The 15,631-nt window shown below is 71.5% G+C and carries 14 protein-coding genes; 4 read left to right on the forward strand and 10 right to left on the reverse strand.

Annotated features, from left to right (window positions below):
- Positions 1–50: 50 nt before the first annotated feature.
- Complete coding sequence (locus ABTZ94_RS29505; RefSeq protein WP_351205171.1) at positions 51–1,334, reverse strand: adenylosuccinate synthase; 1,284 nt, start codon at positions 1,332–1,334, stop codon at positions 51–53.
- Positions 1,335–1,520: 186 nt separating this feature from the next.
- Here ABTZ94_RS29505 and ABTZ94_RS29510 point away from each other — a divergent pair, with 186 nt between their 5' ends.
- Complete coding sequence (locus ABTZ94_RS29510) at positions 1,521–2,378, forward strand: diacylglycerol kinase family protein (protein ID WP_351205173.1); 858 nt, start codon at positions 1,521–1,523, stop codon at positions 2,376–2,378.
- Between the two features lie 291 nt (positions 2,379–2,669).
- Here the strand turns inward: ABTZ94_RS29510 and ABTZ94_RS29515 are convergent, their stop codons facing one another.
- On the reverse strand, positions 2,670–3,233 hold the full coding sequence (locus ABTZ94_RS29515) for a GbsR/MarR family transcriptional regulator (RefSeq protein WP_351205175.1): 564 nt from the start codon (positions 3,231–3,233) through the stop codon (positions 2,670–2,672).
- Between the two features lie 101 nt (positions 3,234–3,334).
- Here ABTZ94_RS29515 and ABTZ94_RS29520 point away from each other — a divergent pair, with 101 nt between their 5' ends.
- The 3 genes from ABTZ94_RS29520 (at position 3,335) to ABTZ94_RS29530 (ending at position 6,314) form a co-directional block, all read left to right on the forward strand.
- Positions 3,335–4,267, forward strand: a complete 933-nt coding sequence (locus ABTZ94_RS29520) for an ABC transporter ATP-binding protein (RefSeq protein ID WP_351205177.1) — start codon at positions 3,335–3,337, stop codon at positions 4,265–4,267.
- Positions 4,264–5,898 carry an ABC transporter permease gene (locus ABTZ94_RS29525; RefSeq protein ID WP_351205179.1) on the forward strand — a complete coding sequence of 545 codons (1,635 nt, stop codon included), beginning with the start codon at positions 4,264–4,266 and terminating at the stop codon, positions 5,896–5,898. Before ABTZ94_RS29520 ends, ABTZ94_RS29525 begins: the two co-directional genes overlap by 4 nt.
- 86 nt (positions 5,899–5,984) lie before the next feature.
- Positions 5,985–6,314, forward strand: coding sequence for a hypothetical protein (locus ABTZ94_RS29530; protein ID WP_351205181.1), 330 nt, complete (start codon positions 5,985–5,987; stop codon positions 6,312–6,314).
- A 114-nt stretch (positions 6,315–6,428) separates the two neighbouring features.
- Here the strand turns inward: ABTZ94_RS29530 and ABTZ94_RS29535 are convergent, their stop codons facing one another.
- The 8 genes from ABTZ94_RS29535 to ABTZ94_RS29570 all read right to left on the reverse strand — a co-directional run bounded on the left by ABTZ94_RS29535 (position 6,429) and on the right by ABTZ94_RS29570 (position 15,239).
- Positions 6,429–7,658, reverse strand: a complete 1,230-nt coding sequence (locus tag ABTZ94_RS29535; RefSeq protein WP_351205183.1) for a cytochrome P450 — start codon at positions 7,656–7,658, stop codon at positions 6,429–6,431.
- A gap of 51 nt (positions 7,659–7,709) precedes the next feature.
- Positions 7,710–8,405 carry a response regulator gene (locus ABTZ94_RS29540; protein WP_351205185.1) on the reverse strand — a complete coding sequence of 232 codons (696 nt, stop codon included), beginning with the start codon at positions 8,403–8,405 and terminating at the stop codon, positions 7,710–7,712.
- Complete coding sequence (locus ABTZ94_RS29545) at positions 8,402–9,763, reverse strand: sensor histidine kinase (protein WP_351205187.1); 1,362 nt, start codon at positions 9,761–9,763, stop codon at positions 8,402–8,404. The genes ABTZ94_RS29540 and ABTZ94_RS29545 overlap by 4 nt, the downstream gene beginning before the upstream one ends.
- A 106-nt stretch (positions 9,764–9,869) precedes the next feature.
- Positions 9,870–10,745, reverse strand: a complete 876-nt coding sequence (locus ABTZ94_RS29550) for an alpha/beta hydrolase family protein (RefSeq protein ID WP_351205189.1) — start codon at positions 10,743–10,745, stop codon at positions 9,870–9,872.
- 149 nt (positions 10,746–10,894) lie between these two features.
- Complete coding sequence (gene kynU, locus ABTZ94_RS29555; protein WP_351205191.1) at positions 10,895–12,085, reverse strand: kynureninase; 1,191 nt, start codon at positions 12,083–12,085, stop codon at positions 10,895–10,897.
- Complete coding sequence (locus ABTZ94_RS29560) at positions 12,078–12,926, reverse strand: tryptophan 2,3-dioxygenase family protein (protein ID WP_351205193.1); 849 nt, start codon at positions 12,924–12,926, stop codon at positions 12,078–12,080. The genes kynU and ABTZ94_RS29560 overlap by 8 nt, the downstream gene beginning before the upstream one ends.
- A 191-nt stretch (positions 12,927–13,117) precedes the next feature.
- Complete coding sequence (locus ABTZ94_RS29565; protein WP_351205195.1) at positions 13,118–13,531, reverse strand: DUF3151 domain-containing protein; 414 nt, start codon at positions 13,529–13,531, stop codon at positions 13,118–13,120.
- A 58-nt stretch (positions 13,532–13,589) separates the two neighbouring features.
- On the reverse strand, positions 13,590–15,239 hold the full coding sequence (locus ABTZ94_RS29570; protein ID WP_351205197.1) for an MFS transporter: 1,650 nt from the start codon (positions 15,237–15,239) through the stop codon (positions 13,590–13,592).
- Between the last annotated feature and the right edge of the window lie 392 nt (positions 15,240–15,631).

Raw genomic sequence — 15,631 nt, forward strand, 5'->3', positions numbered from 1 at the left:
GACTCGTCGTCCCGGCCCTCTTGGCGCGTTCGCCGCTCCTGCAGAAACTCCTACAGGAAGGAGTTGATCTCAATGGTCTCGGTGCGGCCGGGGCCGACACCGATCGCGGAGATCGGGGCGCCGGACATGTCCTCCAGCGCCTTCACGTACGCCTGCGCGTTCTTCGGCAGGTCGGCGAAGGTCTTGGCCTTCGTGATGTCCTCGGACCAGCCCGGCAGCATCTCGTAGACCGGCTTCGCGTGGTGGAAGTCGGTCTGGCTGTACGGGAGCTCCTCGACGCGCTTGCCGTCGATCTCGTACGCGACGCACACCGGGATCTGCTCCCAGCCGGTCAGCACGTCCAGCTTGGTGAGGAAGAAGTCGGTGAGGCCGTTGACCCGGGTCGCGTACCGCGCGATCACCGCGTCGAACCAGCCACAGCGACGGTCGCGGCCGGTGGTGACACCGCGCTCGCCACCGATCCGGCGCAGCGCCTCGCCGTCCTCGTCGAACAGCTCCGTCGGGAACGGCCCGGCGCCGACACGGGTGGTGTAGGCCTTGAGGATGCCGATGACCCGGCTGATCTTCGTCGGGCCCACGCCGGCACCGGTGCAGGCGCCGCCCGCGGTCGGGTTCGACGAGGTGACGAAGGGGTACGTGCCGTGGTCGACGTCGAGCAGCGTGCCCTGACCGCCCTCGAAGAGGACGACCTTGCCCGCGTCGATGGCGTTGTTCAGGACCAGCGTCGTGTCGGCGACGTACGGCTTGATCTGCTCCGCGTACTGGAGCATCTCCTCGATGATCTTGCCGGACTCGATGGCGCGGCGGTTGAAGACCTTGGCGAGGAGCTGGTTCTTCTGCTCCAGGGCCGCCTCGACCTTCTGCTCCAGAATCGACTCGTCGTAGAGGTCCTGGACGCGGATGCCCACACGGTTGATCTTGTCGGCGTACGTCGGGCCGATACCCCGGCCCGTCGTGCCGATCCTGCGCTTCCCGAGGAACCGTTCCGTCACCTTGTCGACCGTGACGTTGTACGGGGTGATCAAATGGGCATTACCGCTGATCAGCAGCTTGGACGTATCCACGCCGCGGTCGTTCAGCCCACTCAGCTCGGAGAGCAGGACGGCCGGGTCGACAACGACACCGTTTCCGATGACCGGGGTACACCCCGGCGAAAGGATTCCGGAGGGGAGGAGATGAAGTGCGTACTTCTGGTCACCAACGACCACCGTGTGGCCGGCATTGTTGCCGCCTTGGTAGCGCACCACATAGTCCACGGATCCACCGAGGAGGTCGGTGGCCTTCCCCTTGCCCTCGTCACCCCACTGAGCACCGAGCAGCACAAGTGCGGGCACAGGCGTACACCCCTTCCGGGCGGGGCATGTCCAAGGTCAGGGGGCGTACGTAAACGTCGTACATGCCGTACGACGATGTACGACAAGGCCTGAACCGTCGAACCGGGTGCCCCGGAATAGACGAAGCCCCTGGCGCAATAGCGCAAGGGGCTCTTGCACCAAGATGCTACCCGAGGAAGGACCGAGGTGTCGGCTGCCCAGCCCCCCGGCGACGGTGCGCACCAGCTGCTGGTGGTCATCGACCCGGTAGCCCGCCGGACCGATGGCGAGTCCGTCCGTATCGCGAAGGACGTGCTCAGCGCCGGTTCGCACGCCAAGATCTGCCTGCCCGACGGGCCGGAGGAGTTCGCGCGGGCCTTGTCCCGCCGGGGCAGTCGGCGGCCGGTGGTGGTCGGCGACGACCGGGCGCTGCGGCGGGCGGTGGCCCTGCTGCACCGGGAGCGGGAGCCGGCCGAGACCACGCTCTCGCTGATCCCGGTCGGCGCCGCGGCCACGCTGGAACTCGCCCATTCGCTCGGCGTGCCCCTGGGCGCGGTGGCGGCGGCGCGCACCGCGCTGGACGGTGCCGTGCGCAGGCTCGACCTGCTGGTCGACGACAGCGACGGCGTCGTCCTGGGCACGCTGCATATCCCGGCCTTGAGCGCGCTGCCGGGCGCGGTGGCCGCCCATACGGGGGTCACGGCGGTCTGGGACACCTGCCGAACCCTGGTCCGCACCCTGGTGCGCCCCACCCCGCCGACGCCCCCCGCCCCGCCCCGTACGCACCGGCTGCGGGTCGAGGCGGACGGCGTCCTGCTGAACGATCTGGACTGCCCGGTCGAGTCGGTGACGGTGACCTCGCAGGGCGGCGACGGGGGCCTCGCGGGGGTGGTGATCCGCACTCCGGCGTCCGAACCGGTCACGGCGGAGGCGAAGGCCGTCACGGTCTCCGGCGCGGACTTCCGCTACCGCGCGGACATACAGGTCGGCGGCCCGGTCCGGACGAGAACATGGACCGTGCGGGCGGGTGCCTGGGGGCTGATGCTGCCGGTGGCCGAGGGGTAGCGTCCGGCGCAGGGCTGACGCTAGGCGGCCGGAGATGTCGGACGGATCGGGCGATGCGGACAGACATGGGGCGGATACGGGTGCGAGGGCGGACGCGGAAGCCGACGCGGGGGCGGTGACACCCACGCCGGAGGCGGTTCGGGCGGCTGCGGTCGCGCTCGATCTGCCGGGGACGGCGGACGCGCTGGAGCGGTATCGGGCCTCGCTCCGGCGCTGGTTCGCCCGGTGTGACGGGCGCCGGCCGGGCGTGACCGGACCACCGCGATGTGACAGGCGCCGTGTCGCGGCTCGTCAGGCGCCCGCGCGCTGCCCCCCGCGCTCGTCGGCCACCGGGAGGTCGAGTGTCTTGCGGTGCTCGCGCCAGCGATCCATCATGCCGCCCAGCTCCGACTGCACGAACTCGAAGAACGCCGCTGTCTCGGCGAGCCGGGCACCGGCCGGGGTGTGCTCGCCCAGGGTGTGGGCGCCGTCCTTGAGGGTGTTCTCCCAGCGGGTGAGCACCCGGTCGCGCTTGGCGAAGGTGGTGTACCAGAGCTCGTTGTGCAGGCGGTAGCGGTCCCGTCGCGAGCCCGGCTCACGTTCCCGGCCGACCATGCTGACCTGGGTGAGGTAATTGACCGCGCCGGACACGGCCGCCGGGCTGATCTGCAGCGCCATGGCGAGCTCGGCGGAGGTCATCGACCCGTCGTCGTCCGCGAGGAGCGCGGCGAAGACACGGGACGCCATCCGCTGCATCCCCGCCTCGGTCATGTCGGACGCGAACCGCTCCACGAACCGCGACACAGCCTCCGCGTCGCGCTCCTCGCCGCCGCGCTCGTCCCGCACGTTGTTCCCCTCTCCCGTTCCGCTGGTCATGGTCCGATCGTCTCCCCTGATGTCCCGGCCCCCACCGCGCTCCCAACTTTATACGCTTCCTTAACTTCACAAATTTGTGAACGTAGCGTATCTTCAAAAACATGACGAAGGCAATCACGGTGGCCGGACTGCACAAGTCGTTCGGTCGGACACACGCACTGGACGGCCTCGACCTCAGCGTCGAGACCGGTGAGGTCCACGGCTTCCTCGGGCCCAACGGGTCCGGGAAGTCCACCACCATCCGGGTGCTGCTGGGCCTGCTGCGGGCCGACTCCGGCGCCGCCCAGCTGCTCGGCCGCGACCCGTGGAACGACGCGGTCGAACTCCACCGGAGGGTGGCGTACGTCCCGGGTGACGTCACGCTGTGGCGCAACCTCTCCGGCGGCGAGGTGATCGACCTGTACGGGCGGCTGCGCGGCGGCCTCGACCGGACCCGGCGCGCCGACCTCGTCGAAAGGTTCGAGCTCGACCCGACGAAGAAGGGGCGTACGTACTCCAAGGGCAACCGGCAGAAGGTCGCCCTCGTCGCCGCGTTCGCCTCCGACGTGGATCTGCTGATCCTGGACGAGCCGACGAGCGGTCTCGATCCGCTGATGGAAGAGGTCTTCCAGGACTGCGTCGCCGAGGAGCGCGCGCGTGGGCGGACGATCCTGCTGTCCAGCCACATCCTCAGCGAGGTCGAATCGCTCTGCGACCGGGTCAGCATCATCCGTCAGGGGCGGACGGTAGAGACGGGTTCGCTGGCCGACATGCGCCATCTGACCCGTACGAACATCAGCGCCGAGCTGGCCGGTGCACCCAACGGGCTCACTCATCTGCCCGGCGTCCATGACCTCGACATCCAGGGCCTGCGGGTCACGCTCCAGGTCGACACGGACAAGCTGGACGCAGTCCTCAAGTCGCTCTCCGCATCGGGCGTACGGACGCTGACCAGCACCCCGCCCACCCTGGAGGAGCTCTTCCTCCGTCACTACGCGACGGACGCGACGGGCGCGACCGACAGCGGCGAGGGTGTGGGGGTGGCGGCGCGATGACTGCCGTGACCATGACCGCACCGGCCGGCGCGGGACGCCGGACCGGGACCGGCGCCGGGCAGCTCGCCGGCACCTGGACCCTGCTGAGGCTCGCGCTGCGGCGCGACCGGATCATGATGCCGATCTGGGTGATCGTGCTCGGCGCTTCCTTCTCCTCCGTCGGGAAGTCCTTCGCCTCGCTGTACGACACCGCCGCCGGGCGCGCCGAGCTCGCTGCGTCGATGAACGCCAACAGCTCGCTCCGGGCGCTGTACGGACCGGTCTTCAACGACTCCGTCGGCGGGCTCGTCAGCTGGCGGATGGTCGGCTTCGGCGGAGCGCTGGCAGCCGTGATGAGCCTGATCGTCGTCATCCGGCACACCCGGGAGGAAGAGGAGACCGGCCGCCAGGAGATGCTCTCCTCCGCCATGGTGGGCCGCCGCGCCCCGCTGACTGCCGCACTCCTCGCCGCGCTCACCGCCAACGCCGCGCTGGCGCTGATGATCACGGCCGGTATGGCCGGGTCCGGCGCGGGCGGCGCCGGAGCGGTGGCGCTCGCGTTGTCGGTCGCCGGAATCGGTGTGCTCTTCGCCTGCACCGCCGCGATCGCCGCACAGTTCACCGAGAGCGCACGGCTCGCGAAGGGGCTCACGGCGGCGGTGCTCGGTGCCGTGTTCGTGCTGAAGGCGGCGGGCGACTCGGCGACGGACGACGGCTCGTCCGTGCTGACCTGGCTCTCCCCCATCGGCTGGGCGGAGAATGTGCGCGCGTACGCCGACGAGCGCTGGTGGGTGCTTCTCGTCATCGCGGTGGCCGTCGCGATCCAGGCCGCCCTCGCATACACCCTGGCCGGGCGGCGTGATGTCGGCATGAGCTTCCTGGCGACCCGGCCCGGACCCGCGCAGGGGCGGATCTCGACGGCGTTCGGTCTCGCGCTGCGGCTCCAGCGCGGTTCGCTGATCGGGTGGACGCTGTCCTTCGCCGCGGTCGGGGTCGTCTTCGGCGGGCTGACCGGCGGGGCGGCGGACCTCGTCGGCGGCAACGCGAAGACGAAGGAGATCTTCGAGCGGATGGGCGGACAGGCCGGTCTGACCGACGCGTTCCTCGCCGCGATGGTCTCCATGCTCGGGATGGTCACGGCGCTGTACATCGTCGCGTCGGTGCTGCGGCTGCACAGCGAGGAGACCGCCGGACGCGCCGAACCGTTGCTGGCGGGCGGGGTGAGCCGGATCGGGTGGGCGGCCGGTCATCTGGTCATCGCCTTCGGCGGCGCGGCCCTGATCATGGCGGTCGGCGGCCTCGGCCTGGCCGCCGGTTACGGACACGAACTCCCGGCCGTGCTGGGTGCGTCGCTGGTGCAGCTGCCCGCGATCTGGCTGCTCGGCGGGATGGCGGTCCTGCTGTACGGGGCGCTCCCGAAGGCGACGGTGGCGTCCTGGGGCGTGGCCGGGATATGCCTGGCGCTGGGGTGGATCGGGCCGGCCGTCAACATGCCGCAGCCGGTGATGGACGTGTCACCGTTCACGCATCTGCCGAAGCTGCCGGGTGGCACGGGGATGGAGTGGGGCCCGGTGCTGGCGCTCACCGCGGCTGCGGTGGTGCTGGTGGGGGCCGGGGTGGTGGCGCTGCGGCGACGCGATGTCCTGACGTGACGGGGGCGGGGAGGGTGGCCTCGGGATGAGGGCGGGGCTCCCTCGGAGGTGCAACCTCCCCGTGGTGCGCCCGCGTCCCCCAGATCATGGAGAACCGACGCGAAGCCATCCGGGGAGTCGCCGGATGCGTTGTCGCCGCCGCCGGTGGGGCCACGGGGATGCTGACCTGGGCCCCCTACGGCCGACGCGGGATCTTCGGCGGCTTCGAGGGCGAGTCGGAGTGGAACGTGCTCTGGCTGGGGCTGCCGGTCATGACTCTCGGCGGCATCGCTGCCGCAATCACCCTCCTCGCCCTCGTCCGGGGAAAGTGGCGGCGGGCGCTCGGAGCCGCAGTGGTCCTCACGGCGCTCGCCGGTTTCGGGGTGGCGTTCGACGTACTGGAGGGCCCGCCATTGGCCTGCGGGCCGGGGTGCTGAGGAACGCCCCTGAGCGGCGCCCACCGCACCGACCCAGGCCCCCACCGCCCCGACCCGCGTCCCCGCACCGCCCCGGCCCGACCCGCGTCCCCGCAGCGCCCCGGCCCGCCGCCGTCACAGCTCGACGCGCAGTTCCTTCAGCCCCCTGATCACATAGCCCGGGTTCCACTCCGGCTCCGCCGCTAGCCGCAGGTCCGGCGCGCGGCGCAGCAACTCACCGAAGGAGGCGGCAAGTTCGACCCGGGCCAGCGGGGCGCCCAGGCAGAAGTGGATGCCTGCGCCGAAGGTGACGTGCGGGTTCTCCCGGCGGGCCAGGTCCAGGGTGTCGGGGGCCGGGAAGCGGGCCGGGTCGCGGTTGGCGGAGCCGAAGAGGAGGGCGACCTCGGAGCCGCGCGGAATGACCGTGCCGTCGATCTCGATGTCGTCGAGGACCCAGCGCTCGAACATCTGCAGCGGGGTGTCGTACCGCATCAGCTCCTCGATCGCCGTCGGGAGCAGCCCGTGGTCGGCGCGCAGGGCGGCCAGTTGCCCGGGGTGGCGCAGCAGGGTCCACCAGCCGTTCACCGTGGTGTTGACGGTCGCCTCGTGGCCCGCGTTGAGCAGCAGCACGCAGGTGGAGATCATCTCCTGTTCGCTCAGCCGCTCCCCCTCGTCGTGGGCGGCGATGAGTGCGGAGATCAGATCCGAACCGGGGTTCTTGCGCCGCTCCTTGATCAGCTCGCGCAGATACGCGGAGAAGTCGAGCGAGGCGCGGACGGCGGCGCGGGCGGTGTCGTCGGACGGATTGAGTTCGAACATGCCGCAAATCGCCGCCGACCAGGGCCGCAGCGGAGCACGGTCGGACTCCGGAATGCCGAGCATCTCGGCGATGACGGCCACGGGCAGCGGCTCGGCGACGGCCGTGAGCAGATCGCCGCCGCCCGCCTCGACGAACGAGTCGACCAGCTCGGCGGCCAGCCGTCGCACGGTCGGGACGAGTTGCTCGACCGTACGCGGGGTGAACGCCTTGGAGACCAGGCGCCGGATCCGGGTGTGGTCGGGGGCCTCCAGGTCGAGGAGCCCCTGCCCGTTGAGCGTGTGGAAGGGCTCGTGCTCGGCGGGTGGCGGCGTACGGCCGAACTCTTCGTGGGTGAAGCGGTGCAGATACGTACGGCCCAGGCGGCGGTCACGCAGCAGTGCGGATACATCGGCATGGTGCGGGACGAGCCACTGGTCGGTCGGCTCGAAGTAGTGCACCCGGCCGGCGGCACGCAGCGTGGCGTAGGCGGGGTACGGATCGGCGACGAACGCCGGGGACCAGGGGTCGAAGGGGGCATCGGCCGCGGAACGGGTAGACGGGTGCATAGACGGACGCTAACCGGACCCGTCGGCAGCCGGCCACCCGGCCCCGGCCCCTCAGGAAGGCGTGACCAGGCGGGCCTCGTACGCGAAGACGGCCGCCTGCGTGCGGTCACGCAGCCCCAGCTTCACCAGGATGCGGCTCACATGCGTCTTGATGGTGGACTCGGCGACCACCAGATGCGAGGCGATCTCCGCGTTGGACAAGCCCTGCGCGATGAGGACGAGCACCTCCGTCTCGCGCTCGGTGAGGTCGCCGATCCGGGCGAGGGCGGGCGGCCGCGGGGTTTCGGCGAGCTTCGAGAACTCATTGATCAGCCGCTTGGTGACGGTCGGGGCGAGCAGCGCCTCGCCGGATGCCACCACCCGTACCCCGTCGGCAAGTTGGCGGGCGGAGGCGTCCTTGAGAAGGAAGCCGGACGCCCCGGCGCGCAGCGCCTGGTACACGTACTCGTCGAGGTCGAAGGTAGTCAGCACCAGCACCTTGGCGTCCGCGTCGGCGGCGACGATCTCGCGGGTGGCCTCGATGCCGTTGAGTTCCGGCATCCGGATGTCCATCAGCACCACATCGGGGCGCAGCGCCGCGACCTGCGTGATGGCTTCCCGGCCGTCGACGGCCTCGCCGACGACCTCGATCCCCGGCATGGCGTTGAGCAGCACCGAGAAGCCCTCGCGGACCATCATCTGGTCGTCGACGATCAGCACCCGGATGAGCGGGGTGGTGGGACCGGCGGGGGTGGCGGGGATGGTCATGCCTGCTTCACCCGTTCCACCAGCGCCTCGGGCACCTCGGATGTCTCGGATGTCTCGGATGTCCCGCAGGTGGGTGGTACGGGGATGAACGCGGCGATCTCGTAGCCGCCCTCCTCCGTCGCCCCGGCCGTCATGTCGCCGTTCAGCATCGCGACCCGCTCCCGCATCCCCGTGATCCCGTGCCCGGCCCCCGGCGAAGGCTTCACCGGACCGGTCGGCGGCCCGTTGACGATACGCAGACCGAGTCCGCCCAGCACATAGCCGATCTCGACCTTGGCGGCGGCGCCCGGTGCGTGCCGCAGCGTGTTGCTGAGAGCCTCCTGAATGATCCGGTACGCCGACAGCTCGACGCCCTGCGGCAGTTCACGTACCGCGCCGGTGACCGTCTTCTCCGTCTCCAGGCCCGCCTCGCGCACATTGGCGAGGAGCCCGTCGAGCCGGGCGAGGTTCGGCTGCGGGGCATCCGGCGCCTGGTAGCCCTCGGCCCGTACGACGCCGAGGACCCGGCGCAGTTCGGTGAGAGCGGCAACCGCGTTCTCCCGGATCGTGACGAAGGCCTGCTCCAGCTCGGGCGGCGGATTCTCCACCCGGTACGGGGCGGCCTCGGCCTGGATCGCGACGACCGACATGTGGTGGGCGACCACATCGTGCAGCTCACGGGCGATGGTGGTGCGCTCCTCGAGCAGTGTGCGCCGGTCGCGTTCGACGGCCGTCACCGTGCGCTGCACGGTCACCTCGCGCTCCGCGTCGCGACGAATCTGCACCACGGCCACCACCAGCAGCGCGAACGCGGAGGCCATGGCAAAGACGGAGGTGGTCGAGGTGGGGCGCCAGCCGCCGAAGCTCTCCAGCACGGTGCCGAACGCCAAGGTGAAGCCCCACATCCAGGCGGCGGTACGAGGCCGGGTCCGGGCCGCGACCACGACCAGCACCGTCAGATGCGAGAGAAAGGTGCTCGGCGTCCAGGGCCAGATGCCACCGCTGGCGACCGCCGCGAACGGGGTGATCGCCAGCGACATCCAGAACGCGCCGACCGGCCTGACCAGGGTCATCAGTACGGAGATCACAGGGAGCAGCACGATCAGGATGAAGTCGGCCGCGACACGCAGAGCGAAGGAGCCCGCCGAGGCGAGGCCTATGAAGGCCGTGAACAGTGCGGCGGCCCCGACCAGCGCGTGGGGTGTCCAGGCGGCAGACTCACGCATCCGCTCCGGCAGCTGTCGCAACAGCGGCCCGTCGGTCCGCATCCGCTCCAGCGGACGGTAGGCGAAGGCGTTGCGGAAAAGGTCCCGCCACAGGCCGCCCAACGCCCCTGCGGCCAGTCGGAACTCGGGGCTTCTGCTCTTGGTCTCGGTCACGTTTCCAAGGTAGGGGCCGAATTGGCCCGGGTCGTCCGCAGCGATACGGATCCTGCGCCGTCCGTCGCAAGTACTACGGGACCGCACCGGCGCCGGACCCGCCCGCTCACCAGGCGAGCTGGGCGAGCTCCTCCGCCACCACCGCGCACGCGTCGCTGGCCGGGTCGATCAGCGGGTAGTGGCCGACGTCGGGCAGCAGGGTCAGGCCCACCGTCTCCCCCGCCTTCGCCGCCGCGTCGACGAACGCCTCCGAGACGGCCTGCGGCACATCGACGTCGGTGGTGCCCTGCACCACGGTGGTCGCGATCCCGGTGGGCAGCAGCACGGCCGGGTCGGCATGCGGGGCCCGTGCCTCGAAGTCCTCCTCGCGGCCGAGGAATTGACCGACCGCACCCGAGCACACATTCAGCTCGACGGCCGTGGTGAAGTCCGCGATCGGGGCGAGGGCGACGACGCCCCGCAACGGCGGCGGCGCGGGCAGCCGCCACGGCGAGCCCTCGGGCAGTACGTGCCGGGCGGCGGCCCACAGGGCGAGCTGCCCGCCGGCGGAGTGCCCGGTGACGACGATCCGCCGGGCGTCGGCCTGCGGGAGTTCCCGGGCCAGCAGAGCAGGCAGCGCGTCCATCGCCGCGGCGACATCGTCGAAGGTCTCCGGCCAACGGCCCGCGACCGGACCGGAACCCCGCTGCTGTGGGATCTCGCTGCCGCGCCGGTACTCGACACTGGCGACCGCGAAACCGCGCCGGGCCAGGAAGTCCGCGAACGGCGACATATGCTGCCGGTCGTACGGCGCCCGCCACGCTCCGCCGTGCACGACGACCACGACCGGCGCACCGGTCCGGCCGTCGCGCGGGGCGTAGAAGTCGATCAGCTGGTCGGGGTGGTTGCCGTAAGCGGCGGATGCATCGGGGGCGACGGGTGGATGCGAGAGTGCCGACGCGGTCTCGGCTGCGTCACGATCACGCGCGGCAGAATCCGACATGCTGCTCCAACCCGTCCTGTATCTGAGCCCACGAGCCCAACTGGCCTGACCTGCGGGGACGGTACCAGTACGGAAGGTCCCCGTCCCCGCAGACGGATCACGGCAGGGGCCCCTGGATCCCAGCTCCCACAGTGATTACGGGACAGCTCTCAGCCCCCCAGCACCTCACCCAGTACTCGCGCCGCCCGCTCGACGTCCGCGAACCCCACGTACAGCGGCGTGAACCCGAACCGCAGCACGTCCGGCCGCCGCAGATCCCCGACGACGCCCCGCGCGATGAGCGCGCTCATCACCGGTTCCGCATCGTCGCACCGCAGCGCGACCTGACTGCCGCGCTCCGCGTGCGTGGCCGGGGTGACGGAGGTGACCCGGCCCTCGGGCACATACGCGGCGACGCACTCCAGGAAGAAGTCCGTCAGCGCCAGGGACTTGGCCCGTACCGCCTCGATCGACACCCCGTTCCACACGTCCAGCGACGCTTCGAGCGCCAGCATGGAGAGGATGTCGGGAGTGCCGACCCGGCCCCGTACCGCACCGTCCGCCGGGGCGTACCCGGGCGTCATGCCGAACGGGTCGGCGTGCGACGTCCACCCGGGCAGAGGCGAGTCGAAGGCTGCCTGGTGGCGCTCGGCGACGTACAGGTAGGCGGGCGAACCGGGGCCGCCGTTCAGGTACTTGTACGTGCAGCCGACCGCGAGGTCCACGCCGTGCGCGTCGAGGCCGACGGGCAGGGCGCCCGCGCTGTGGCACAGGTCCCAGACGGCGAGGCCGCCCGCCGCGTGCACGGCCGCGGTGAGTCCGGGCAGGTCGTGGAGCCTGCCGGTGCGGTAGTCGACATGGTTGAGCAGGACGGCCGCGGTACGGGGGCCGAGGGCGTCCGGCACCTCGGCCGGGGCGACCGGGACGAGCCGGTGGCCGGTCATCCGGGCCGCGGATGCGGCGATGTATCCGTCCGTGGGAAATGTCGTCGCGTCGACGAGGATCTCGTCGCGGCCCTCCGCCGCGAGCCGGCTCGCGGCGACGACGGCCTTGAAGACGTTCACGCTGGTCGAGTCGCCGACGACGATCTGCCCGGCGGCGGCCCCGACGAGCGGGGCGATCCGGTCGCCGATCCGCTCGGGCGCGGTCCACCAGCCGCTCTCGTCCCAGGACCGGATGCGCAGCTCGCCCCACTCACGGGTGAGGACCTCCTGCACCCGGGCGGGTACGTGAGCGGGCAGCGCACCGAGCGAGTTGCCGTCGAGGTAGACGGTGTCGTCGAGGGTGAACAGCTTGCGCAGATCGGCGAGGAGGTCGGCGGCGTCGAGTGCCGCGGCCCGCGCGGCGAAGGTCTCAGACATGGCTGCGCGCCGTCCACAGCTCGGGGAAGACGTTCTTCGTGGCCCGTTTCTCCAGCCACGCGACGCCGGCAGAACCGCCGGTCCCGGTCTTCGAGCCCATCGCGCGCCGGGTGGCGAGGAGATGGTCGTTGCGCCAGCGCCACACCAGTTCACCGACGTCGGTGAGCACCTCGCCGAGCCGGACCAGCTCGTCGTGCTGGTCGGGGTTGGCGTAGATCTCCGCCCAGATGGCCTCGACCTCGGGGGACGGCTCGTACTTCTGCGTCAGGTCCCGGCCGAGCACGGCCTGCGGTACGGCATGGCCGCGCCGGGCGAGCAGGGCGAGCGTCTCGTCGTACAGACTCGGTTCGCCGAGCGCCTTCTCCAGCTCGGCGTGGACGCGGGGCGCACCCCGGTGCGGCACGAGCATGGACGCGGACTTGTCGCCGAGCAGGAACTCCATCCGCCGGTACATCGCCGACTGGAAGCCGGAGCCTTCGCCGAGGGCGGAGCGGTAGGAGTTGAACTGGGCGGGGGTGAGCTGGGCGAGCGGCGTCCAGGAGGCGTTGAGCGCCTCCAGTTCCCGCAGAGACCGCTTGAGCGCGTCGCGTGCGACGGGCAGCCGGTCCTCACGCAGGGCGTGCGCGGCGGTCTCCCACTCGTGGACGATGACGGTGAACCACAGTTCCATGACCTGGGTGGTGACCAGGAAGACCATTTCGCCCGGATCCTCGGAGCGAAGGTGCTGGAGATGGGTCAGGACATCCGCCTGGACGTAGTCCTCGTACGGAGTCGTTCCCGCGAAGTCGAGGTGCGGGGTCTGCGCACCGGTGGCTTCGGGGTCGGGGTGGATCGTCGACATTGCTGTCTCCTCGACACGAGCTTCCGGGTAGCGGTCCGCCCCTTCCGTGAGGTGATGGAGCTCCGGTCCCCTGCCCGCATCCTAAACGGAGCCCGCAGGAGCGCGCAGACCCCGCAGATACTGGTACATCTGCGGGGTCCGGAACGTCACAAGGTGTAGGTGTACGTGTACGTCCGGCCGAGGGGCACGCCCTAGCCGAGGGTCTCGGCGGCGGTCGGCGAGGAGTCGCGCAGGAACGTCGAGCAGCGCTCGTACTCCTCCTGCTCGCCGATCGCCCGGGCGGCCCGCGCCAGGGCGTGCAGGGCGCGCAGGAAGCCGCGGTTCGGCTCGTGCTCGAACGGTACGGGGCCGTGGCCCTTCCAGCCGGCCCTGCGCAGCGCGTCGAGGCCGCGGTGGTAGCCGGTGCGGGCGTAGGCGTACGACTCGATGACGCGGCCGCCCTCGAACGCCTCGTCGGCGAGCTGTGCCCAGGCCAGGGAGGAGGTCGGGTACTTCGCGGCGACGTCGGTGGGGGCCGTGCCGTTCGCGAGCAGCTCGCGCGGCTCCGGGTCGTCGGGCAGACGGGTCGGGGGAGGCCCCCCGAGCAGGTTCTCGTGGATCGACATGGGTTCAAGTGTGCCTGGCACACGCGCGCCGGGGGTACCCGGGCGCCGTGCGGAGGGGTCAGTTCGCGCCGGGGGTACCCGGGCGCCCCGCGGAGGGTCCGTTCGCGCCGGGGGTATCCGGACGCCGTGCGGAGGGTCCGTTCGCGCCGCGGGTACCCGGGCGCCCCGCGGAGGGTCCGGAGGGTCGGTTCACGCCCGGCTTCCCCGTCTCCTCGCGCGTGGGCTCCAGGGGCGGGGCGACGATGCCGCAGTGCACCGTGCACTCGGGGCACACCCTCTTCTGCTCGTCCGCCGTGACAGGAGGCTTACGTACGGTCGCCCAGGCGATCAGCGAGCCCAGCACGAGCAGTCCGGCACACATCGGCATGGCCCGCCGGAACGTCGCGGCGAACTCGTCCGCGTTCCGGTAGGCCTCCGGTCCCATCCCGGAGAGCAGCGGCAGCGCGGCCACCGCGATCAGCCCTGCGGCGCGGGCGGCCGCGTTGTTGATCCCGCTGGCGAGACCCGCCCGTGCGGTGTCCACGGAGGCCAGGACGGTTGCGGTGAGCGGTGCCACCAGGGTGACGAGTCCGACGCCGAGCACACCGACCGCGGGGAGCACATCGGTGAAGTAGGCGGAGACGGAGTTCGACCCCGGCCCGACCCGCAGCATCAGCAGCATCCCGGTGGCGGCGACCAGTGGGCCGACGGTGAGTGGGATGCGCGGCCCGATGCGCTGCCCCAGTTCGCCCGCGGAGGCGGAGAAGAGCAGCATCAGCACGGTCGTGGGCAGCAGGGCCGTGCCGGCGCCGAGGGCCGAGTACCCGGCCACGACCTGGAGCTGGATCGCGGAGAGGAAGAAGTAGCCGCCGAGCGCCGCGTACACACAGAGGGTGATGATGTTGACGACGGTGAACTGCCGGGACGCAAACACCGACGGCGGCAGCATCGGCTCCGTCCGCCGCCGCTCCACCTGCACGAACACCACCCCGAGCACGATCCCGCCGACGGCCGCCCCGATCACCAGCGAGGACGCCCCCTGTCCCGGCGCCTCGATCAGCGCGTAGGTCACCAGGGCGAGGGCGAGGGCGCCGAGCACGGCGCCCAGCACGTCGAAGCGCCCGTGCGCGTGGGGGTCACGCGATTCCGGGACGTGGCGCAGCGCCACCGGCAGACAGACCGCGGCGAGCGGCACGTTGAGCAGGAACACCCACCGCCAGCCGGGCCCGTCGACGAGCCAGCCGCCGACGAACGGCCCGATGGCGGCGCCCACCCCGCCGAACCCCGACCACAGCCCGACCGCGCGGGCTCGGTCGTCCGGATGGAAGCTCGCCTGGATCAGTGCCAGCGAACCGGGTGTGAGGAGCGCCCCGCCGATGCCCTGGAGGGCGCGGGCGGCGATCAGGACGGCCGCGTTCGGCGCGATGCCGCACATCACGGACGCGGCGGCGAACCAGACGACTCCGACGACGAAGACCCGCCGCCGCCCGTACCGGTCGCCGAGCGCGCCACCGAGGAGGATCAGCCCGGCGAGGGTCAGCATGTAGGCGTTGACGGTCCACTGGAGGGCGGCCAGATCGGTGCCGAGGTTCTTGCCGATGCGAGGCAGGGCGACGTTGATGACGGTGGAGTCGAGCATGGCCATGCTGGAGCCGAGGACGGTGGTGAGTACGACCCAGCGTCCCGTGGGGGAGGCGACGCGGATGGCTCCCGTCTCTGCGTCAGGCATACGAGCAGCATCCCCGCTCCCCGCCGGGAGGGCCATCGGGGTGGGGATGGCTCGGCAGCGTTCTGTCAGCCGGTCAGGGCGACGGAGGGGCGGCTGTTCCCCCGTCCGGTTCCGGTCCATGGGGAATCCGGCCGCGCGAACACCTGGACGACGAGTTCGCCGGCCTGTTCCATCGTCCGGGTGCTCCACGGGCGCTCCGGCGTCGAGCAACGCGGCGAGTGCGGCTGCCGCTCGGGCCGGGTCCGCCTCCGCCCCCCATGGCGGCCAGGTGCAGGGCGGTCCAGCCGTGCTCGTCGGTCGCTGTGGCCTCGGCCCCGGCGTCCAGCGCGGCCCGCAGCGGCGACGTCGCCGCAGCGGGCGGGATCGAACACAACCCAAAGCTGCTCCAGGCC

The sequence above is a fragment of the Streptomyces sp. NPDC002785 genome (assembly GCF_040295565.1).
Classification (GTDB): Bacteria; Actinomycetota; Actinomycetes; order Streptomycetales; family Streptomycetaceae; genus Streptomyces.

Bases quoted from the DNA above. Each gene is read 5' to 3' on its own strand.
- ABTZ94_RS29550 (WP_351205189.1), bottom strand. From the start codon at position 10,745: ATGTCGGATTCTGCCGCGCGTGATCGTGACGCAGCCGAGACCGCGTCG.
- kynU (WP_351205191.1), bottom strand. From the start codon at position 12,085: ATGTCTGAGACCTTCGCCGCGCGGGCCGCGGCACTCGACGCCGCCGAC.
- ABTZ94_RS29520 (WP_351205177.1), top strand. From the start codon at position 3,335: ATGACGAAGGCAATCACGGTGGCCGGACTGCACAAGTCGTTCGGTCGG.
- ABTZ94_RS29560 (WP_351205193.1), bottom strand. From the start codon at position 12,926: ATGTCGACGATCCACCCCGACCCCGAAGCCACCGGTGCGCAGACCCCG.
- ABTZ94_RS29565 (WP_351205195.1), bottom strand. From the start codon at position 13,531: ATGTCGATCCACGAGAACCTGCTCGGGGGGCCTCCCCCGACCCGTCTG.
- ABTZ94_RS29530 (WP_351205181.1), top strand. From the start codon at position 5,985: ATGGAGAACCGACGCGAAGCCATCCGGGGAGTCGCCGGATGCGTTGTC.
- ABTZ94_RS29570 (WP_351205197.1), bottom strand. From the start codon at position 15,239: ATGCCTGACGCAGAGACGGGAGCCATCCGCGTCGCCTCCCCCACGGGA.
- ABTZ94_RS29535 (WP_351205183.1), bottom strand. From the start codon at position 7,658: ATGCACCCGTCTACCCGTTCCGCGGCCGATGCCCCCTTCGACCCCTGG.
- ABTZ94_RS29515 (WP_351205175.1), bottom strand. From the start codon at position 3,233: ATGACCAGCGGAACGGGAGAGGGGAACAACGTGCGGGACGAGCGCGGC.
- ABTZ94_RS29540 (WP_351205185.1), bottom strand. From the start codon at position 8,405: ATGACCATCCCCGCCACCCCCGCCGGTCCCACCACCCCGCTCATCCGG.
- ABTZ94_RS29525 (WP_351205179.1), top strand. From the start codon at position 4,264: ATGACTGCCGTGACCATGACCGCACCGGCCGGCGCGGGACGCCGGACC.